This is a genomic window from Parerythrobacter aurantius (assembly GCF_045291475.1).
Classification (GTDB): Bacteria; Pseudomonadota; Alphaproteobacteria; order Sphingomonadales; family Sphingomonadaceae; genus Parerythrobacter; species Parerythrobacter aurantius.
The window spans coordinates 2,672,593-2,690,661 of sequence record NZ_CP147985.1 but is presented as its reverse complement, the minus strand read 5'-3'; the positions used below and the strand labels follow the sequence as shown (position 1 = coordinate 2,690,661).

General features: G+C 63.1%; 18 protein-coding genes. 16 read left to right on the top strand and 2 right to left on the bottom strand.

Features of this window, described 5'->3' with window-relative positions; translation table 11 throughout:
- Nucleotides 1-25: 25 nt before the first annotated feature.
- Together WAB17_RS13390 and gorA are read left to right on the top strand one after the other, a co-directional pair.
- Entirely contained in the window at nucleotides 26-1,501 is a 1,476-nt protein-coding gene (locus tag WAB17_RS13390) for a DEAD/DEAH box helicase (protein ID WP_435417839.1), read from the top strand.
- Nucleotides 1,502-1,599: 98 nt separating this feature from the next.
- On the top strand, nucleotides 1,600-2,949 hold the full coding sequence (gene gorA / locus WAB17_RS13385; protein WP_435419393.1) for a glutathione-disulfide reductase: 1,350 nt from the start codon (nucleotides 1,600-1,602) through the stop codon (nucleotides 2,947-2,949).
- Between the two features lie 3 nt (nucleotides 2,950-2,952).
- Here gorA and WAB17_RS13380 read toward each other — a convergent pair whose 3' ends face one another.
- Nucleotides 2,953-4,077, bottom strand: coding sequence for an NAD(P)/FAD-dependent oxidoreductase (locus tag WAB17_RS13380; protein WP_435417838.1), 1,125 nt, complete (start codon nucleotides 4,075-4,077; stop codon nucleotides 2,953-2,955).
- Between the two features lie 71 nt (nucleotides 4,078-4,148).
- Between WAB17_RS13380 and WAB17_RS13375 the strand changes: the two genes are divergently transcribed.
- The 14 genes from WAB17_RS13375 to WAB17_RS13310 all read left to right on the top strand — a co-directional run bounded on the left by WAB17_RS13375 (nucleotide 4,149) and on the right by WAB17_RS13310 (nucleotide 17,609).
- Entirely contained in the window at nucleotides 4,149-5,174 is a 1,026-nt protein-coding gene (locus WAB17_RS13375; RefSeq protein ID WP_435417837.1) for an NAD-dependent epimerase/dehydratase family protein, read from the top strand.
- A 64-nt stretch (nucleotides 5,175-5,238) separates the two neighbouring features.
- Nucleotides 5,239-6,765: an acyl-CoA carboxylase subunit beta gene (locus WAB17_RS13370; RefSeq protein ID WP_435417836.1), complete on the top strand. Its 1,527-nt coding sequence runs from the start codon at nucleotides 5,239-5,241 to the stop codon at nucleotides 6,763-6,765.
- 8 nt (nucleotides 6,766-6,773) lie between these two features.
- On the top strand, nucleotides 6,774-7,676 hold the full coding sequence (locus WAB17_RS13365) for a hypothetical protein (protein WP_435417835.1): 903 nt from the start codon (nucleotides 6,774-6,776) through the stop codon (nucleotides 7,674-7,676).
- On the top strand, nucleotides 7,673-8,122 hold the full coding sequence (gene mce / locus WAB17_RS13360; RefSeq protein WP_435417834.1) for a methylmalonyl-CoA epimerase: 450 nt from the start codon (nucleotides 7,673-7,675) through the stop codon (nucleotides 8,120-8,122). The genes WAB17_RS13365 and mce overlap by 4 nt, the downstream gene beginning before the upstream one ends.
- A 96-nt stretch (nucleotides 8,123-8,218) precedes the next feature.
- On the top strand, nucleotides 8,219-9,004 hold the full coding sequence (locus WAB17_RS13355) for an enoyl-CoA hydratase-related protein (protein ID WP_435417833.1): 786 nt from the start codon (nucleotides 8,219-8,221) through the stop codon (nucleotides 9,002-9,004).
- Between the two features lies 1 nt (nucleotide 9,005).
- Nucleotides 9,006-9,617: a glutathione S-transferase family protein gene (locus WAB17_RS13350; protein WP_435417832.1), complete on the top strand. Its 612-nt coding sequence runs from the start codon at nucleotides 9,006-9,008 to the stop codon at nucleotides 9,615-9,617.
- A 10-nt stretch (nucleotides 9,618-9,627) separates the two neighbouring features.
- Nucleotides 9,628-11,781, top strand: coding sequence for a methylmalonyl-CoA mutase (scpA, locus tag WAB17_RS13345; RefSeq protein WP_435417831.1), 2,154 nt, complete (start codon nucleotides 9,628-9,630; stop codon nucleotides 11,779-11,781).
- A complete protein-coding gene (locus tag WAB17_RS13340) occupies nucleotides 11,778-12,254 on the top strand; it encodes a DUF6998 domain-containing protein (RefSeq protein WP_435417830.1) in 477 nt (158 codons plus the stop codon). Before scpA ends, WAB17_RS13340 begins: the two co-directional genes overlap by 4 nt.
- On the top strand, nucleotides 12,251-13,261 hold the full coding sequence (bioB, locus tag WAB17_RS13335; protein ID WP_435417829.1) for a biotin synthase BioB: 1,011 nt from the start codon (nucleotides 12,251-12,253) through the stop codon (nucleotides 13,259-13,261). The genes WAB17_RS13340 and bioB overlap by 4 nt, the downstream gene beginning before the upstream one ends.
- Before the next feature lie 116 nt (nucleotides 13,262-13,377).
- A complete protein-coding gene (locus WAB17_RS13330) occupies nucleotides 13,378-14,154 on the top strand; it encodes a heme-dependent oxidative N-demethylase family protein (protein WP_435417828.1) in 777 nt (258 codons plus the stop codon).
- Nucleotides 14,155-14,259: 105 nt separating this feature from the next.
- Nucleotides 14,260-14,703 (top strand): hypothetical protein, encoded by a 444-nt coding sequence (locus WAB17_RS13325; protein ID WP_435417827.1) that lies wholly within the window; start codon nucleotides 14,260-14,262, stop codon nucleotides 14,701-14,703.
- A 78-nt stretch (nucleotides 14,704-14,781) separates the two neighbouring features.
- Entirely contained in the window at nucleotides 14,782-16,821 is a 2,040-nt protein-coding gene (locus tag WAB17_RS13320) for a biotin carboxylase N-terminal domain-containing protein (protein WP_435419392.1), read from the top strand.
- A complete protein-coding gene (locus WAB17_RS13315; RefSeq protein ID WP_435417826.1) occupies nucleotides 16,821-17,192 on the top strand; it encodes a tRNA-binding protein in 372 nt (123 codons plus the stop codon). Before WAB17_RS13320 ends, WAB17_RS13315 begins: the two co-directional genes overlap by 1 nt.
- Nucleotides 17,193-17,321: 129 nt before the next feature.
- Nucleotides 17,322-17,609 (top strand): hypothetical protein, encoded by a 288-nt coding sequence (locus tag WAB17_RS13310; RefSeq protein WP_435417825.1) that lies wholly within the window; start codon nucleotides 17,322-17,324, stop codon nucleotides 17,607-17,609.
- Here WAB17_RS13310 and WAB17_RS13305 read toward each other — a convergent pair whose 3' ends face one another.
- On the bottom strand, nucleotides 17,610-18,068 hold the full coding sequence (locus WAB17_RS13305; protein ID WP_435417824.1) for a GNAT family N-acetyltransferase: 459 nt from the start codon (nucleotides 18,066-18,068) through the stop codon (nucleotides 17,610-17,612). It lies immediately after the preceding gene.
- Nucleotide 18,069: the final 1 nt, after the last annotated feature.

The window sequence follows — 18,069 nt, the reverse complement described above, 5'->3', positions numbered from 1 at the left end:
TGCACCGCATAGATTGCGAGTTTATATGACCACAACTTTCGAAACCCTCGGGCTTTCGCAGCCTGTGCTCCAAGCCCTCGACATGAAGGGCTACAACACCCCGACCCCGATCCAGGAACAGGCCATTCCGTTGCTGCTCGAAGGTCGCGACCTGCTCGGCATCGCCCAGACCGGCACCGGCAAGACCGCCGCCTTCATGCTGCCAAGCATCGACAATCTGCGTGAGGCTGACCGGCAGACGCCGTTCAAGTCCTGCCGCATGCTGGTGCTGGCCCCGACCCGCGAACTGGCCGGGCAGATCGCCCAGTCGGCCAAGGATTATGGCGCGATGGCGGGCCTCAAGGTCCAGTCGATCGTCGGCGGTACCTCCGTCGGCAAGGATCGCAACAAGCTGCACCGCGGCACCGATATCCTCGTCGCCACACCGGGCCGCCTGCTCGATCTGATCGACCAGCGCGCCTTTGCGCTGAACGGGGTCGAGATCCTCGTCCTCGACGAGGCCGACCAGATGCTCGACCTCGGCTTCATCCATGCCCTGCGCAAAATCGTGCCGATGCTGCCCAAGGAACGCCAGACGCTGCTGTTCAGCGCCACCATGCCGGCCAGCATCAAGGAACTGAGCAAGAACTACCTGACCGATCCGGCGCATGTCTCGGTCACCCCGGCGGCGACCACGGCGGAACGGATCGACCAGTATTTGTTCATGGTCCAGCAGGACGAGAAGCAGTCGCTGCTCGAGATGATCCTCAAGGGCCGCCACCCGGTGCCGGGCAAGCAGGAGCGCATGCTCGTCTTCACCCGCACGAAGCATGGTGCGGACCGCGTGGTGAAGAAGCTGGCGCAGGTCGGCATCGCGGCCAACGCCATCCACGGCAACAAGAGCCAGCCACAGCGCGAACGCGCCCTGGCCGAGTTCAAGAGCGCCCGCGTACCCGTGCTGGTGGCCACCGATGTAGCCGCGCGCGGGATCGACATCCCGGGCGTCAGCCACGTTATCAATTACGAACTGCCCAATGTTCCGGGACAGTATGTCCACCGCATCGGCCGCACCGCTCGCGCCGGCAAGGATGGTATCGCCATCGCCTTCTGCGCCGAGGACGAACGCGCCTATCTGAAGGATATCCGCAAGAATACCGATGCGGAGTTCGAGCGGCTCGCCCTGCCGGACAACTTCCGTGCCGTGGTCGAAGGCGTCGGCCCGACCAAGCGTGAGCAGCAGCAGCGCGGCCCCCGCGTCCAGCCCAAGCCGCGCGGTAGCAGCGCAGCTCGCGCTGGTGGCGATGCGCGCGGCCCGGTGGAGAACCCGGTGAAGAAGCAGGGCAGCCCCGGCAGCAAGCACCCCAATCGTGCAGGCAAACCCAAGCATGCCGGCCAGGGTGATGCCGGTCGCGCACCGAGCGGCAAGCCGGGCAGCAACCGTCGTCGTCGCTTCGGCGGTCGCGGCAACGGTGGCAATGGCGGCGGCAACGGCGGGAGCGGCCAGCAGCGCCGCCAAGGGTAACCCCGAGCTTGCGGCCTGCGAACACGCTCCTGCGCGCACGGCGGTTGGCAAGCTCGCCCTGAGCCGCCATATCGCCCGCGCAGCAGGAGATGAGCCGCATGGCCGAATACGATTACGACCTCTTCACGATTGGCGCGGGCTCCGGCGGGGTTCGCGCCAGCCGCGTTTCCGCGGCGCTGGGGGCTAAAGTCGCCATTGCCGAAGAGCATCGCGTCGGCGGCACCTGCGTCATCCGCGGCTGCGTGCCCAAGAAGATGCTCGTCTACGGCGCGCATTTCGCGGAAGACTTGGAGGATTGCCAGCGCTTCGGGTGGGAAATCGGCGAACGCAAGTTCGACTGGAAAGTGCTGCGCGACAATGTGCTGGCCGATGTCGACCGGCTCGAGGGTGCCTACACCGACACGCTCCAGAACCACGACGTGACCATCTTCCGGGAACGGGCCGAGATCACGGGGCCGCACGAGATAACCCTTGCCAGCGGCCGCAAGGTCACTGCCGCGCACATTCTCATCGCCACCGGCGCCAGGCCGCGGATGCCGGATTTCGAGGGCTCGGAGCACGCTATCAGTTCGAACGAGGCGTTCCATCTCGACGAACTGCCAAAGAAGGTCATCATTGCCGGCGGCGGCTATATCGCCAATGAATTCGCCGGTATTTTCAACGAGTTCGGATGCGACGTTCACATTGTCAACCGCGGCGATGTCCTGCTGCGTAGCTATGATGAGGCAGTGCGCGACCGCCTGCTCCAGATTTCCACGATGAAGGGGATCAAGTTCCGCTTCAATACGACGTTCGAGTACATCAAGCCGTGCCCCGACGGCGGCTACTTCGTGAAGATGTCGGATTGCGACGAGGAAAAGGCCGACCTGGTGATGATGGCGGTCGGCCGCACGCCCAACACCGAAGCTCTCGGCCTCGACAAGGCAGGGGTCGAGCTTGGCGAGAATGGCGAGATCAAGGTCGATCGCTTCAGCAAGACCAATGTCGATCACATCTACGCCGTCGGCGACGTGACGGACCGCGTGCAATTGACCCCCGTCGCCATCCGCGAAGGCCAGGCCTTTGCCGAAACCGTGTTCGGCAAGGGCCCGCCCGTGGCGGTGGACCATTCCTGCGTCGCCAGCGCCGTCTTCAGCCACCCCCCGATCGCCGCCGTTGGGATGACGGAGGGGGAGGCCAAGAACAAGCTTGGCTCGGTCAAGGTCTACCTGTCTGATTTCCGCCCGATGAAGAACGTGCTGGCCGGGCGAAACGAACGGAGCCTGTTTAAGATGATCTGCGACGGCGATTCCGGCCGGATCGTCGGCATCCACATGATCGCGCCCGACGCGCCCGAGATGATGCAGGCAGCCGCCATCGCGGTGAAGGCGGGACTGACCAAGGCGGATTTCGATGCCACCACAGCGATCCATCCGACTATGGCCGAAGAACTGGTGCTGATGAAGTAGCCCTCAGCCGAACCGGTCGGCCGAGAACAGTCCAGGCGCTAGGCCGTGTACTTCCCACTCGGCAGGTAACTCCACGCCGAACAGCAGCGCCTCGCCGAGATCGGCCAGCGCCGGCGAGGTCTGCAACCCGAACCCGCCCTGGCCTGCGAACCAGAAGAAGCCTGCCGCATCGGGGGCAAAGCCCACCACCGGTCGCTCGTCCGCCACGAAGCTGCGCAGGCCCGCCCAGCTGTGGTGGATACGGCGGATCTGGAGCGTGGTCGCTTCCTCGATGCGGTGCGCGGCAACGGCGATGTCGAGCTCCTCTGGCGCAGCGTCACACGGCTCGCTAGGGGTCGCATCCATCGACGAAGCCAGCAACCGGCCGCTGCCTTCGGGCAGCAGGTAGAACCCCTCGCCGACGGTCTTGGTGAAGGGCCAGTGCATGATATCCTGCCCATCCGGGCCGTCGAGCGCGATGACCGTCCGGCGTCGGGGCTGCAATCCGATCGGGGTGACACCGGCCATGGCGGCGAGCCGGTCGGCCCAGGCCCCGGCAGCGTTGACGAGGAAACGGGCGCTGTAGGAGGCGTTCTTCGTCTCGACAGTCCAGCGGTTCCCATCGCGAGAAACGGCCGACACCGCCGCACCCAGGACCAGCTCGCCGCCGCCGGAGCGGAGCGTGCGGACATGGCCTTGCAGCATTGCGTCCGCATCGAGTTTCAGGCTCGTCTCGTCGATCAGGGCGGCAACGACTGCCTCTTCTCTCAGGATCGGGACCAGCGCCCGTGCACCCCCGGTATTGAGCCGCCTCATCGTTCGCCCGACGCGAAGGTGATCGCATTCGAGCTGGTCAAGCGCCGCCTGCTGATCGGCGCTCGCGATATGCAGTGTCGGGTGCACCGTCCCGGCGGGTGCGCTGCCATCGATCGGCCTTTCCGCGAGACGGCCCATGCTCAATGCCGTCAGCGCGCGGATGACATCGTCGCCCAAACCAAAATGCGCGTGCGCCACGCTACGACCGGAGGAGTGGAAACCGACAGCGGCCTCCGCCTCCAGCACGGTCACGCTGGCATGCGCGGTGCAGCGGGCGGCCAGCGACAGTCCGGCGATCCCGCCTCCGACAACGATGACATCCACATCCTGCATCGGCCGAGAGTGACGCATTGCGTTGCGCGCCGCAACCGTTGGCCTTACGTCGGTAACAAGGGAGAACAATCATGCAAAATACGGTTCTGGTCACCGGCGGCACCGGCTTCATCGGCGGGGAACTCATCAAGCAGCTGCTGGCCAAGGGGTGGACGGTTCACACCACCGTCCGAAACACGGCCAAGAGCGAGGCGGGCCTGCGTCAGCGTTTCGGTAATCCGCCCGCAGAGCGGCTGAAGGTGTTTCAGGCCGAACTGTTAAGCGATGATGGCTGGGCCGAGGCGGTGGCGGGCTGCACCCATGTCGCCCATGTCGCCTCGCCGGTGTCGGACTCGGTGCCCGATCACGAGGACGAGCTGATCGTCCCGGCCCGCGAAGGCACGCTTCGCGCGCTGCGTTTCGCTAAGGCGGCGGGGGTCAGGCGCTTCGTCCAGACCAGTTCGATCGCCGCCATCGCCTATGGTCGGGGCGGGAAGGAATACACCTCGACCGAAGCCGACTGGACCGACCTCAACTCGCCCGACACCAACGCCTATGCCAAATCCAAGACCATCGCCGAGCGCGAGGCGCGCAAGTTCATCGAGACCGAGGGTGGCGACATGGAGTTCGTCTCGGTCAACCCGGTGCTGGTGCTGGGCCCGGTCGACAGCGGCGACTTTTCGCCCTCGGTCACGCCGATCACCATGCTGCTGGGCGGCAAGGTGCCGATGGCGCCCGATATCGGCTTCGGCGTGGTCGACCTGCGCGATGTCGCCGACCTGCATGTGCGTTGCCTGGAGACGCCCGGCATCGCGGGCGAGCGGTTCATCGCCTCGGGCCGGTTCCTGAAGATGATCGAGATCGCGAATATCCTGCGGGCCGGCCTGCCGGCAGAGCAAACGCGCAAAGTGCCCAGGCGCGTGATGCCGGGCTGGCTGGTCAGCCTCTTCATGATCATCAACCCGCCTTTCCGCTCGGTAAAAGCCGAACTGGGCCGCATCCGTCATTCCAATGCCAGCCATGCGGAACGCGTGCTGGGCTGGAAAACGCGCCCGGAGGAAGAGAGTATCCTCGATTGCGCCCGCAGCCTGTTCGACCACGGCGTGGTGAAGCCCTGAACCACGTCGCTTGACGCTGGCCGACCACGCTGGCTAACCGCCTTGCACCAGACCGGGAGAGCACATGTCCGCCAATATCGCTGAAATGGAACGTCGCCGTGAAGCTGCCCTGATGGGTGGGGGCGCGAAGCGCATCGCCGCGCAGCATGCCAAGGGCAAGCTGACCGCGCGCGAGCGGCTCGACATCCTGCTCGACGAAGACAGCTTCGAGGAGCTCGACGCTTATGTCGAGCATGACTGTGTCGATTTCGGGATGCAGGACCAGAAGATCCCGGGCGACGGCGTGGTCACCGGCAGCGGCACGATCAACGGGCGGCTTGTCTACGTCTTCTCGCAGGACTTCACTGTCTTCGGCGGCTCGCTGTCGAAGCGCCATGCGGAGAAGATCTGCAAGGTGATGGAAAGCGCCATGAAATACGGCGCGCCCGTCATCGGCCTGAACGATAGTGGCGGGGCGCGCATTCAGGAAGGGGTGGCGTCGCTCGGCGGCTATGCCGATGTGTTCCAGCGCAATGTCCTTGCCAGCGGGGTGGTGCCGCAGATCAGCCTGATCATGGGGCCGTGCGCGGGCGGGGCGGTCTATTCCCCGGCGATGACCGACTTCATCTTCATGGTGAAGGATTCGAGCTACATGTTCGTTACCGGGCCGGACGTGGTGAAGACCGTCACCAACGAGACCGTGACACAGGAAGAGCTGGGCGGGGCGGTGACCCACACCACCAAGACCAGCGTCGCCGATAACGCCTTCGAAAACGATATCGAGGCGCTGCTCGCCACCCGCAATTTCTTCGACTACCTGCCGCTGTCGAACCGCGAGCCGGTGCCCGAGCGACCGACCAGCGACCCGTGGGACAGACAAGAGGACAGCCTCGACACGTTGATCCCGGCCAACGCCAACCAGCCCTACGACATGCACGAAGTGATGCGGAAGGTGCTCGACGAAGGCGACTTCTTCGAAATCCAGCCGGCCCATGCGGGCAATATCCTGTGCGGCTTCGGCCGGGTCGAAGGGCGCACGGTGGGCGTGGTCGCCAATCAGCCAATGGTGCTGGCGGGCGTGCTCGATATCAATTCGTCCAAGAAAGCCGCGCGCTTCGTGCGGTTCTGCGACGCGTTCGAGATCCCGATCCTGACCTTCGTCGACGTGCCCGGCTTCCTCCCCGGCACGGACCAGGAACACAACGGCATCATCAAGCATGGTGCCAAGCTGCTGTTCGCCTATGCCGAGGCGACCGTGCCCAAGATCACCGTCATCACCCGCAAGGCCTATGGCGGGGCGTACGACGTGATGGCGTCGAAGCACCTGCGCGGCGATTTGAACTACGCCTGGCCGACCGCCGAGATCGCGGTGATGGGCGCCAAGGGCGCGGTGGAGATCATCTTCCGCGGCATGAGCGCCGAGGAGCAGGCCGAGAAGACCCGCGAATACGAGGAGCGCTTCGCCAACCCCTTCGTCGCGGCGCAGCGGGGCTATATCGACGAGGTGATCTACCCGCACTCGACCCGACGGCGGATCGCGCTGGGGTTGCGAAAGTTGCGAGGCAAGGTACTAGAGAATCCATGGAAAAAGCACGATAATATTCCGCTTTAAGGACTAATATGGCGAAAGAGCCCTCAACTCCCAAGGATGTCGACAAAAGGAAGCCAATTTGCGGCATTATCATGCCCATTTCGGCTATTCCTCCAAAATATGACGCTTCGCATTGGGCTGACGTAAAGCGTGTTTTAGACGACGCAATCGTCGACGCGGGCATGACGCCCCAGATTGTTAGTGATTCGTTTGAAAGTGATGTAGTTCAATCACGCATCATCCACAATTTATATGACAATGAAATGGTCGTTTGTGATGTAAGTGGCCTGAATCCTAATGTTATGTTTGAATTAGGAATGAGGCTGACCTTTAATAAGCCTGTTGTAATTGTCACTGACGACTTTGCATCTATTCCATTCGACACCAAAGTCATAGAACACGTTGGCTACCCCACGGACCTACATATACACAAAACCGTCGAATTCCAGAAGAAATTGACTGGAAAGATATTGCAAATTCTGGAGCAAGTAAAAACTGGTAAGTATAAAAGTCCGCTTTCAGCTTTCGGAAGCTTTCAGATTTTTCAGCCTACAACTGAGACCGTGCCAGGTGATAAATATGTTGCCGAGAGAATGGATGACTTATTTGCTATGATGTCGCGGTTAGAGCGTAGAGCTAACTTTGGTGGTAACTATCCTTCCAATGTTCGCGCTGCGCGGGGTGCGCTGAGCAACTATGGTGGCAAGAGAAAGGTTATCATAAAATCTGAGAAAGAAATCCCGGAGAACTTACAGAATAAGGTTCTGTTTTTGGATAACGTCGACTCCATCACCTCTGACCGTGCAGGGGGCGCTCATCGCTTAGAGGTCACATTTATCGACAACGATATGCGTGAGACGTCGATGACTATGAGGGAAATCGCGAAATTGCTCGGACCTGATGTGTCCATAGATTCAATTGTCGTGCCATGAAACTCGGCCGTCTCAACCATATCGGCGTCGCGACGCCTTCGATCGCTCAGAGCGTGGCCTATTACCGCGAGGTGATGGGGGCGAGTTCGATCACCGAGCCGTTCGACCTGCCCGAGCAGGGGGTGAAGGTGTGCTTCGTCGATACGCCCGGCGAGAATGGCACCCACGGCACCCAGATCGAACTCATCGAGCCGCTGGGCCCGGACAGCACGCTCACCGGCTTCCTAGCCAAGAATCCGCACGGAGGGCAGCACCACCTCTGCTACGAGGTCGAGGACATCGCGGCGGCGCGCGCGTGGTTCGAGGGGCTGGGCAAGCGCATCCTCGGTCCGACCCGCATCGGGGCGCATGGCACGCCGATCTTCTTCCTGCATCCCAAGGACATGATGGGCCAGCTGACCGAGATCATGGAAACGCCCAGGGACGACACGCACTGGTCGAATTGAGGTTCGCCCGACGTCGCGCGTCGTAACGGACTTGCCAGCACAACCGAGCAGCGCCACAGTCGGTTGCGAAACAGGACTTTTGGGAGAGAGACAAGCGTGTCCTACGAAACCATCACCGTCGAGCGCGACGGGCCGCTGCTGACCATCACCCTCAACCGACCAGAGCGCCTTAATGCCATGGGCCCGGACATGGCCGACGAGCTGGGCGGCGCGCTATATGACCTGGGCGATGCACGGGCGGTGCTGATCACCGGCGCGGGCAAGGGCTTCTGCTCGGGTGCGGACCTTGCCGCGCGCGGAGAGCGCAGCGCGCTGCAGGCAAAGGGCGGCAGCCACCGCGCCTTGCAGAATCACTACAACCCGGCGGTGACGCAGGTGCTGCGGGCCAAGGTGCCCGTGATCTGCGCGGTCAACGGCCCGGCGGCGGGCGTCGGCTGCTCGCTCGCGCTGGCGGCGGACTTCACCATCGCGGGCAAGAGCGCCTATTTCCTCCAGGCCTTCGTCAATATTGGCCTGGTGCCCGATGGCGGCTCGACCTGGCTGCTCGCCCGCGCGATCGGCCGCGCCCGCGCCACCCGCATGATGATGCTGGGCGAGAAGATCGGTGCAGAGCAGGCCGAGGAATGGGGCCTGATCTACAAGGCCGTGGATGACGACGCGCTGATGACCGAGGCGAAGGCGTTGGCCGAGAAGCTCGCCAACGGCCCCACCGTTTCCTACGCCACCATGAAGCGCAACATCGCGCTGGCGATGGACGGTACACTGTCCGACGTCCTGCTGGCCGAGGCCGAGGGGCAGCAGATCGCCGGCGGCAGCGCCGATGCGATGGAAGGGGGAATGGCCTTCCTCCAGAAGCGCAAGGCCGAGTTCAAGGGCAAGTAGTATGCTGTTCTATGACAGTCCCAACCCGGCGCCCAACCCGCGCCGGGTGCGCATCTTTGCGGCCGAAAAGGGCATCGACCTGCCGAGCCGCGAGATTTCGATCCCCGCGCGCGAGCAGAAGTCCGAAGAGTTCCTGCGGATCAACCCGCGCGGGCAGACCCCGGCGCTGGAAACCGACGATGGCGCGGTCATTACTGAGAGCGTGGCGATCTGCCGCTATCTGGAGGCGCTGTATCCCGAACCGCCTTTGTTCGGCACCACGCCGCTGGAACAGGCGCATGTCGAACAGTGGACTCGCCGGGTCGAGATGATCCTCATGGCGCCCATCGGGGCCGTCTGGCTCCACACCCACGCCTTCACCGCCCGCCTGCCGGGCCGCAATGCCGAATGGGGCGAAGCCAATCGTCCGCGGGTGGAGGAGGCTTTCCGGTTCTTCGACCAGTCGCTGGCGGGCCGCGAGTTTCTTGCCACCGACTCCTACACCATGGCGGACATCGTGCTGCTGACGACGATGGATTTTGCCGGTTTCGTGGGTTGCGGCGCGCCGCAAGATTGTGCAGCGCTGCATGCGTGGCACGAACGCGTGAGCGCGCGGCCCAGCGCCGCCGCCTGAAGGACCTGCAATGACCGAGAAACCGACTCCCGCCGACTGGAAGGCCCTGGCCGACAAGGAGGTGAAGGGCCGCGATCTCGACTGGCACACCCCCGAAGGTTTCGCGATCAAGCCGCTATACACGGCGGAGGACACGGCTGATATCGACCCCGGCCTGCCCGGCTTCGCGCCCTTCACGCGCGGTGTGAAGGCCAGCATGTATGTCGGCCGCCCGTGGACGATCCGGCAGTATGCGGGCTTCTCGACCGCCGAGGAATCGAACGCTTTCTACCGCCGCAACCTTGCCGCAGGGCAGAAGGGGCTGTCGGTCGCCTTCGACCTCGCCACCCACCGCGGCTATGACTCGGACCACCCGCGCGTCGTCGGCGATGTCGGTAAGGCCGGCGTCGCGATCGACGCCGTCCGCGACATGGAAATCCTGTTCGACGGCATCCCCTTGGACCAGATGTCGGTCAGCATGACCATGAATGGCGCGGTGATCCCCGTGTTGGCATTCTTCATCGTCGCGGCTGAGCGGCAGGGGGTCAGCCAGAACAAGCTCGACGGGACCATCCAGAACGACATCCTCAAGGAGTTCATGGTCCGCAATACCTATATCTATCCGCCCGAACCCTCGATGCGGATCGTCAGCGACATCATCGCCTACACCTCGGCCAATATGCCGAAATTCAACAGTATTTCGATCAGCGGCTATCACATGCACGAAGCCGGGGCGACGGCGGTGCAGGAACTCGCGTTCACCATCGCCGACGGCAAGGAATACGCCACCCGCGCCATGGCGAGCGGGCTGGATATCGACGCCTTCGCCGGGCGGCTGTCTTTCTTCTTCGGCATCGGCATGAACTTCTTCATGGAAATCGCCAAGCTGCGCGCCGCGCGTACGCTGTGGTGGCGGGTGATGGACGGGCTGGGGGCCAAGAGCGAACGCTCCAAGATGCTGCGCACGCATTGCCAGACATCGGGTGTCAGCTTGCAGGAGCAGGACCCCTACAACAACGTCATCCGCACCACGGTGGAGGCGCTGGCGGCGACGCTGGGCGGCACCCAGTCGCTCCACACCAATGCGCTCGACGAAGCCATTGCTCTGCCGACCGATTTCTCCGCCCGGATCGCCCGCAACACGCAGCTGGTGCTGCAGGAAGAAAGCGGCATCACCAATGTCGTCGATCCGCTCGGTGGCTCGTACTACATCGAGGCATTGACCCAGCAGCTGGTGGACGATGCCTGGGCGCTGATCGAGGAGGTCGAGGCGGCCGGCGGGATGACCGCCTATGTCGCCACCGGCGCGCCCAAGGCCGCGATCGAGACCGCCGCCGCGCAGAAGCAGACCGGCATCGACCGGGGCGAGACGGTGATCGTCGGCGTCAACAAGTATCGCTTGGCCGAAGAACAGCAGATCGAGACGCTGGAGGTCGACAACCACAAGGTCCGCCACGGCCAGATCGCTCGGCTCAAGGCAGTGCGCGATGCACGCGACGAGGCAGCGTGCCGGGCGGCGCTCAAAGCGCTCACCGAAGGCGCGGCGGGCGGGGCCAATGTGCTGGCGCTGGCGGTCGAGGCGGCGCGTCACGATGCGACGCTGGGCGAGATTTCGGCGGCGATGGAGGAAGTCTTCGGCCGCCACGACGCGACGCCCAAGCCGGTGCGCGGGGTCTACAAATCGGCCTATGAATTCGACCGTCGCTGGCAGCAGGTGTTGGACGGGGTCGAGGCGGTCGAGCGCCGCCTGGGTCGCAAGCCGAAGATTATGGTCGCCAAGATGGGCCAGGACGGCCACGACCGCGGGGCAAATGTGATCGCCAGCGCCTTCACCGACATGGGCTTCGAGGTGATTTCCGGCCCGCTGTTCCAGACGCCGCAAGAGACGATGGCAATGGCGCTTGAGCACGGCGTCGACGCCATCGGGGCAAGCTCGCTGGCGGCAGGGCACAAGACGCTGATCCCCGAACTGATCAACCTTCTGCGCGAGGCCGGGCGGAGCGACATCAAGGTCGTCGCCGGCGGCGTGATCCCGCCGCAGGACTACGACTTCCTGCGCGAGGCGGGGGTGCAGGGCATCTATGGCCCGGGTTCGAACGTGGTCGAATGCGGCGCGGACATGCTGCGTCTGCTTGGCCACAATATGCCGCCTGCTGGGGATGAGCTGGACGAGGCGGCGGAATGAAACACAAGTTTAAGCTCCCCAGCTATGTCGGTGAACTCGTTCAAGCTCGCAACCGATTGAAAGACCATTTCTCCGAATGTGATCTCCATTTCACCTTCGACGGAAATCTTGTGGGTGATTTAGGAGAAGCTGTTGCGGCAGAATTGTTCGGATTGAAGCTTACGGGCCGAAGCAACGAAGGCATCGATGGGTATGCGCCCAACAACCGCTCTGTTCAGGTCAAAGCGAGTGGCACTCGTCGAGGTCCGGCATTCCGACCAGTGGAGACGAGAGCCGACCACTTGTTGGTTTTTCATTTTGATTACGACGCTTGCATGGGAGAGGTCATCTACAATGGGCCTGAGGAGCCAGTTATTTCGCTACTGCCCGATCAATGGACAGGGCAACGTTGCGTTAGTCTGACAAAGCTCGTTGCGCTTGACGCAAGTCTCTCTGAAGAAGACCGTCTTCCAATTTTGAACGGAAACAGATGACCAACATCCGCACCGACTGGACTCGCACCGAAATCGCGGCCTTTTTCGATCTCCCCTTCACCGAACTGCTATTCCAGGCCGCTACGGTCCATCGCGAGTTCCATCCGCCCGAGCAGGTGCAGCTGTGCACGCTGCTCTCGATTAAGACCGGCGGGTGCCCGGAGGATTGCGGTTATTGCTCGCAATCGGTTCATGCCGAAAGCGGCGTCGAGGCGACCAAGCTGATGGACGTGCAGGCCGTGCTCCAGCGCGCGGCGCAGGCCAAGGATGCGGGCAGCCAGCGGTTCTGCATGGGCGCGGCGTGGCGCAATCCCAAGGACCGCGACATGCCCGCAATTGTCGAGATCGTGAAGGGTGTGCGCGGCATGGGGCTGGAGACCTGCATGACGCTGGGCATGCTGACACCGAAACAGGCGGGCATGCTGGCCGATGCGGGGCTCGACTACTACAACCACAATATCGACAGCAGCCCGGAGTATTACGAGCGGATCATCTCGACCCGCTCGATGCAGGAGCGGCTCGATACGCTGCACCATGTGCGCAGCGCGGGGATCAACGTGTGCAGCGGCGGGATCATCGGCATGGGCGAGGCGCGCGAGGACCGGGTCGGCTTCGTCCACACGCTCGCCACGCTGCAGCAGCATCCCGAAAGCGTGCCGGTCAACGCGCTGGTGCCGATTAAGGGCACGGTGCTGGGGAATATGCTGGCCGACACCCCGCTGGCGAAGATCGACGATATCGAGTTCGTCCGCACCGTTGCGGTGGCGCGCATTACCATGCCCAAAAGCATGGTCCGCCTCAGCGCCGGGCGCGAGAGTATGAGCGAGGCGACCCAGGCGCTGTGCTTCCTTGCAGGCGCGAATTCGATCTTCACCGGCGACAAGCTCCTGACCGCGCCCAACGCAGGCGATGACAGCGACGCCGCGCTGTTCGCCAAGCTCGGCCTGACGGCGCTGAAGGGCGAGGAGCCGATGCGGGCAGACCGTGAAGCGGTGCCGGCGGAGTGAAGAGCTTACATTCTCGTCACCCCGGCCCTCGAGCCGGGGTCCCGCTTTTCTCGAAGAGGGGCACAGAAGGTAACGGGACCCCGGCTCAAGTCCGGGGTGACGTGAAGGGGTAGGGTGTGACCCTCGGCTTCTCCGTCCGCGAATTGCTCCCGCATGCGCGTAATGGCGAGAAGCTCAAGATCGGTCTGCGCGCATTGAGCGAGGACGAGTGGCTACACCCTCATCCCGACCTCGCCGCGCGCGCGGCCGCTTTCGACTCACGCCCGGAAGCGATCCAGTTGACCGACGAGGCCGAGGCACCCGGCGCGGAGCTTGCCGCCATGCTCGGTCTGTCTGGCGGCTTGCGCGAGGCTGCACATGCGCATTGGGAGGACATGTGCCTCCTGACCCGCCAGCCCGACGAAGATATCTATCGACTGATCGGCGCAGCAGTCGCGTTCCCGACCGACTGGCGCGTCGAGCACAAGATGGGCCTGCCGCTCGCCATGATGCACGCCCCGATCCACGGCTATGCCGAGCAGCTCGCCACAGGCGTCGACCGGTTCATGGCCAAGCTGAAGCCCGGTTCGCTTTACGGCCGCAGCAATTGGTTCGTCGTCGACAGCGGCAGCCTGTGTCACTTGCCGGGCGAGCGTGAGCTGTTCGCAGGTGTCACCGCCGAAAACGCCGGGGAGCGCCTCTTCGCCCGCTGCGAACGCCAGACCTTGCGACGATTGCCGGAGACTGGCGCAATTCTCTTCACCATCGGTGTCTACGTCGAACCCTTGGAAGCGCTGCCGTCCGACGCAATCCATTGGCTTGCCGAAGCCGTCAAGGCGATCCCTGCTGGCGAGCGTGAACGGCGCGGCATACAAGCCTATCTCCCCGCCTTGCTCGGTTACGCCTCGGCTTGACTCTTCACGCCAAAAGGCTTTTGTCTGCGGCAGCTGGGGGGACATCAGCTTCAAAACATACGGATCGCTTCTCTGGGTCGCATTCCTTTATGAGGGAGTTGACTGATGAAGAAGCTTACCTTGGCCGCCGTTGCGGCCACGCTGATCACATTGACCGGTGTCGGGCCGGTCGCATCCACGGTCGCACAAACGCAGGAATTGCGCGAAGTCGACTGGTACGAAATCCACATGATCAAGTGGAAGGCGGGCAAGCGGGCCCGGGCGCACGAGATCATCGAGCTGTTCGAAGCGACCGACAAGGCGATGGGCTGGAACGACGTGATGGACTTTCACATGACGACCGGCCCCTGGCATTCGATCGTCGCGGTGAAGATGCGCGGCGGAATTGCCCAGATGGGCTGGAAATCCAACCCCGACGGCGATGCCTGGGACAAGAAGTTCGCCGAACTCAACGGCGGCGAGGAAAAGGCCAAGGCCCTGTTCGCCGAGTTCGAGGACTGCATCCAGGATCAGCAGACCCATATCGGCCATATCGACACCGGGGAATGAGCCTGACGGCTTAACTTGCTTGCGGGCCTCCGCTGCGGCATGGGTTCTTCGCCCAGTGTCACCGCTCCGGAGGCCCGTTTGTTTTCCAAGATACTGATTGCCAACCGCGGCGAGATTGCCTGCCGCGTCATCAAGACCGCCCGCCGAATGGGTATCCAGACCGTGGCCGTCTATTCGGACGCCGATGCCCGGGCGCCTTTCGTGAAAATGGCGGACGAGGCGGTGCATATCGGACCGGCTCCGGCAGCGGAGAGCTACCTCGTCGCCGACAAGATCATCGCCGCCGCCAAGCAGACCGGGGCCGAGGCGGTGCATCCGGGCTATGGTTTCCTCTCCGAACGCACCAGCTTTGCCGAGGCGCTGGCCGCCGAGAACATAGCCTTTATCGGCCCGCCGGTGGGTGCGATCGCGGCGATGGGCGACAAGATCGAATCCAAGAAGCTGGCGAAGGAAGCGGGGGTCAACGTCGTTCCCGGGTTTGTCGGCGAGATCGAGGATACCGAGCACGCGGTGCGCATCTCTAACGAGATCGGCTACCCGGTGATGATGAAGGCCAGCGCGGGCGGCGGCGGCAAGGGCATGCGGCTCGCCTACAATGAGACCGATGTGCGCGAAGGCTTCGCGAGCGTGAAGCGTGAGGGACTGAACAGCTTCGGCGATGACCGCGTCTTCATCGAGAAGTTCATCCTCAACCCGCGCCACATCGAGATCCAGATCCTCGGCGACCAGCACGGCAACATCCTCTACCTCAACGAACGCGAGTGCAGCATCCAGCGCCGCCACCAGAAGGTGGTCGAGGAAGCGCCGTCGCCCTTCGTCACGCCGGCGATGCGCAAGGCGATGGGCGAGCAGTGCGTCGCTCTGGCGCGAGCCGTGGGGTACCACTCTGCGGGTACAGTGGAGCTGATTGTCAGCGGCGCGGACCCGACGGGGGAGAGCTTCTACTTCCTCGAAATGAACACCCGACTTCAGGTCGAACACCCGGTCACCGAAGCCATCACCGGTATCGACCTGGTCGAGCAGATGATCCGCGTTGCAGCGGGCGAGAAACTCGCCATGACGCAGGACGATATCGGTATCGATGGCTGGGCCATCGAGAACCGCGTTTATGCCGAGGACCCGTATCGCGGGTTCCTGCCCAGCACCGGCCGCCTGGTTCGCTACCGGCCGCCGCTCGAGGGCTGGACCGATGATGGCAGCGCCAATGGCCGGCGCGGTGTCGGTGGTGTGCGCATCGACGACGGCGTCTACGAAGGCGGCGAAGTCAGCATGTTCTACGACCCGATGATCGCCAAGCTCATTACCTGGGGCGAGACCCGCAACCAGGCGGCCGACTTGCAAATCCGGGCGCTCGATGCCTTCCGTATCGAAGGGCTGGGACACAATGTCGATTTCCTCAGCGCGCTGATGCAGCATCCCCGGTTCCGCTCCGGCGAACTGACCACCGGTTTCATCGCCGAAGAATATCCCGACGGTTTTCACGGTGCTGCGGCTTCGGATGACTTGCTGCGGGCGCTGGCAGCGATTGGCGGCGTGATCGCCACCGCCGATGCGGATCGGGCGCGGCGGATCGACCAGCAACTCGACGGTCAGATGCTGCCGCCGGGCGACTGGACCGTCCAAATCGGCGAGCGTGACTATGTCGTGAGCCTCGAGGAAGAGGCGATCACGGTCGATGGAGAGCCTGTGGCGCTCGAAATGGAGTACACGCCCGGCGAGGCGATGGTCGATGTCGAATGGGGCGGAGATGAAGAGACGGCAGGCGATGTCTTGACACTCCAGCTCAAGCCCACCCGTACCGGCTATGCCATCACCACCCGCGGCGCGACCCACCAGTTGCGTATCCTCCCGACCCGCATTGCACATCTGGCGGGTCATATGATCGAGAAGATCCCGCCCGATCTCTCTCGCCTGCTGATCTGCCCCATGCCGGGCCTGCTGGTGAAATTGCATGTGGGCGAGGGCGAGGAGGTCCAGCCCGGACAGCCGCTCGCTACGGTGGAAGCCATGAAGATGGAAAACATCCTCCGTGCCGAAAAGCAGGCCGTGGTTGCCAAAATCAACGCTGCCGAAGGTGACAGCCTGGCGGTCGATGCGGTGATTCTCGAGCTGGAGTAATGCATCTTTGCCACGATCCCGATGCCCCGGCTGCCGAGCAAATCGCCTTCGACGACTTCCTCAAGGTCGATATCCGCATCGGTACCATCGTGGCGGCGGAGGAATTCCCCGAAGCGCGCAAGCCGAGCTACAGGCTGCGGATCGATTTCGGCCAGGTAATCGGCCACAAGAAGAGCTGCGCCCAGATTGCAGCCAATTATCATATCGACGAATTGGTCGGGCGTCAGGTGGCGGCGGTTGTCAATTTCCCACCGCGGCAGATCGGGCCGGCAATGTCTGAAGTGCTGACCCTGGGGTTTGCCGACGCAGGAGGGGATGTTGTTCTGTTCGCCCCTGATTCGCTGGTTCCCGACGGGTCGAGGCTGTTCTGAACTTTCCGATGCGGCGCTAACCCAACATAAGAAAACGAAAATCTTTCCCGAAGTTTCACGCGCAAAGATGCGCGGATTTACGGTATATAGCTTTCAAGAAAACAACAGTTTCTGGTCGCAGGGAAACTGATGGAGCTGACCATGGCCAGAGTGGGCACGGCATTTTTCGACAATCGCGGCAATTTCCACAAGACCCCCGAAGAGGCGACGGTCGCCGATCTTGCCGCGTTGCTGGGCAAGATCGGGGATGGCGAAAGTCTCGCACCCGGTATCGCATACATGCTGCTCGAACGCAGGGCAGAGATCGAAGCGCTGTTTGCGGACTACGATGCGATGAAGCTGAAGGAACAGGCGGCACTGGCAGAAGCAATGGCGGCCGCGAATGTGACGAGCATCGACGGACGCAAAACTGTCTGATTACGTCAGCGCCAGGTGCAGACATTGGTTGAAGTCGGTCAGTCGATAGTCGGCAAAGGCCGCGCCGTTGACGAAGCCGCGCTTCCGATACAGCGACAGCGCCGGTTCGAAAGCAGGACCGCTTCCCGTTTCAAGGCTCAGCACTGCCAATCCCTCCGCTCGCGCGAGGTTGATGATTTCTTCAAGCAACGCAGCCGCAACACCGCGCCGCAAGAAGTCCGGATGCGTGCGCATCGACTTTACCTCGCCGCGCCCGCCACCAAGGCGCTTGAGCGCACCGATTGCCGCAATCCGGCCATCGAGCCGCGCCGCCCAAACCGTGACCGCCGGATGCTTCAGGCCCGACAGGTCCAAGGCAAAGCTCATCCCGGGTGGCGAGCCGTCCTGCATGGCCTGTTGATGGTAGGCAACGAGGGCGCGGACTTCAGGGTCGTCGAGATCGGCAATTTCGGTCTGCATG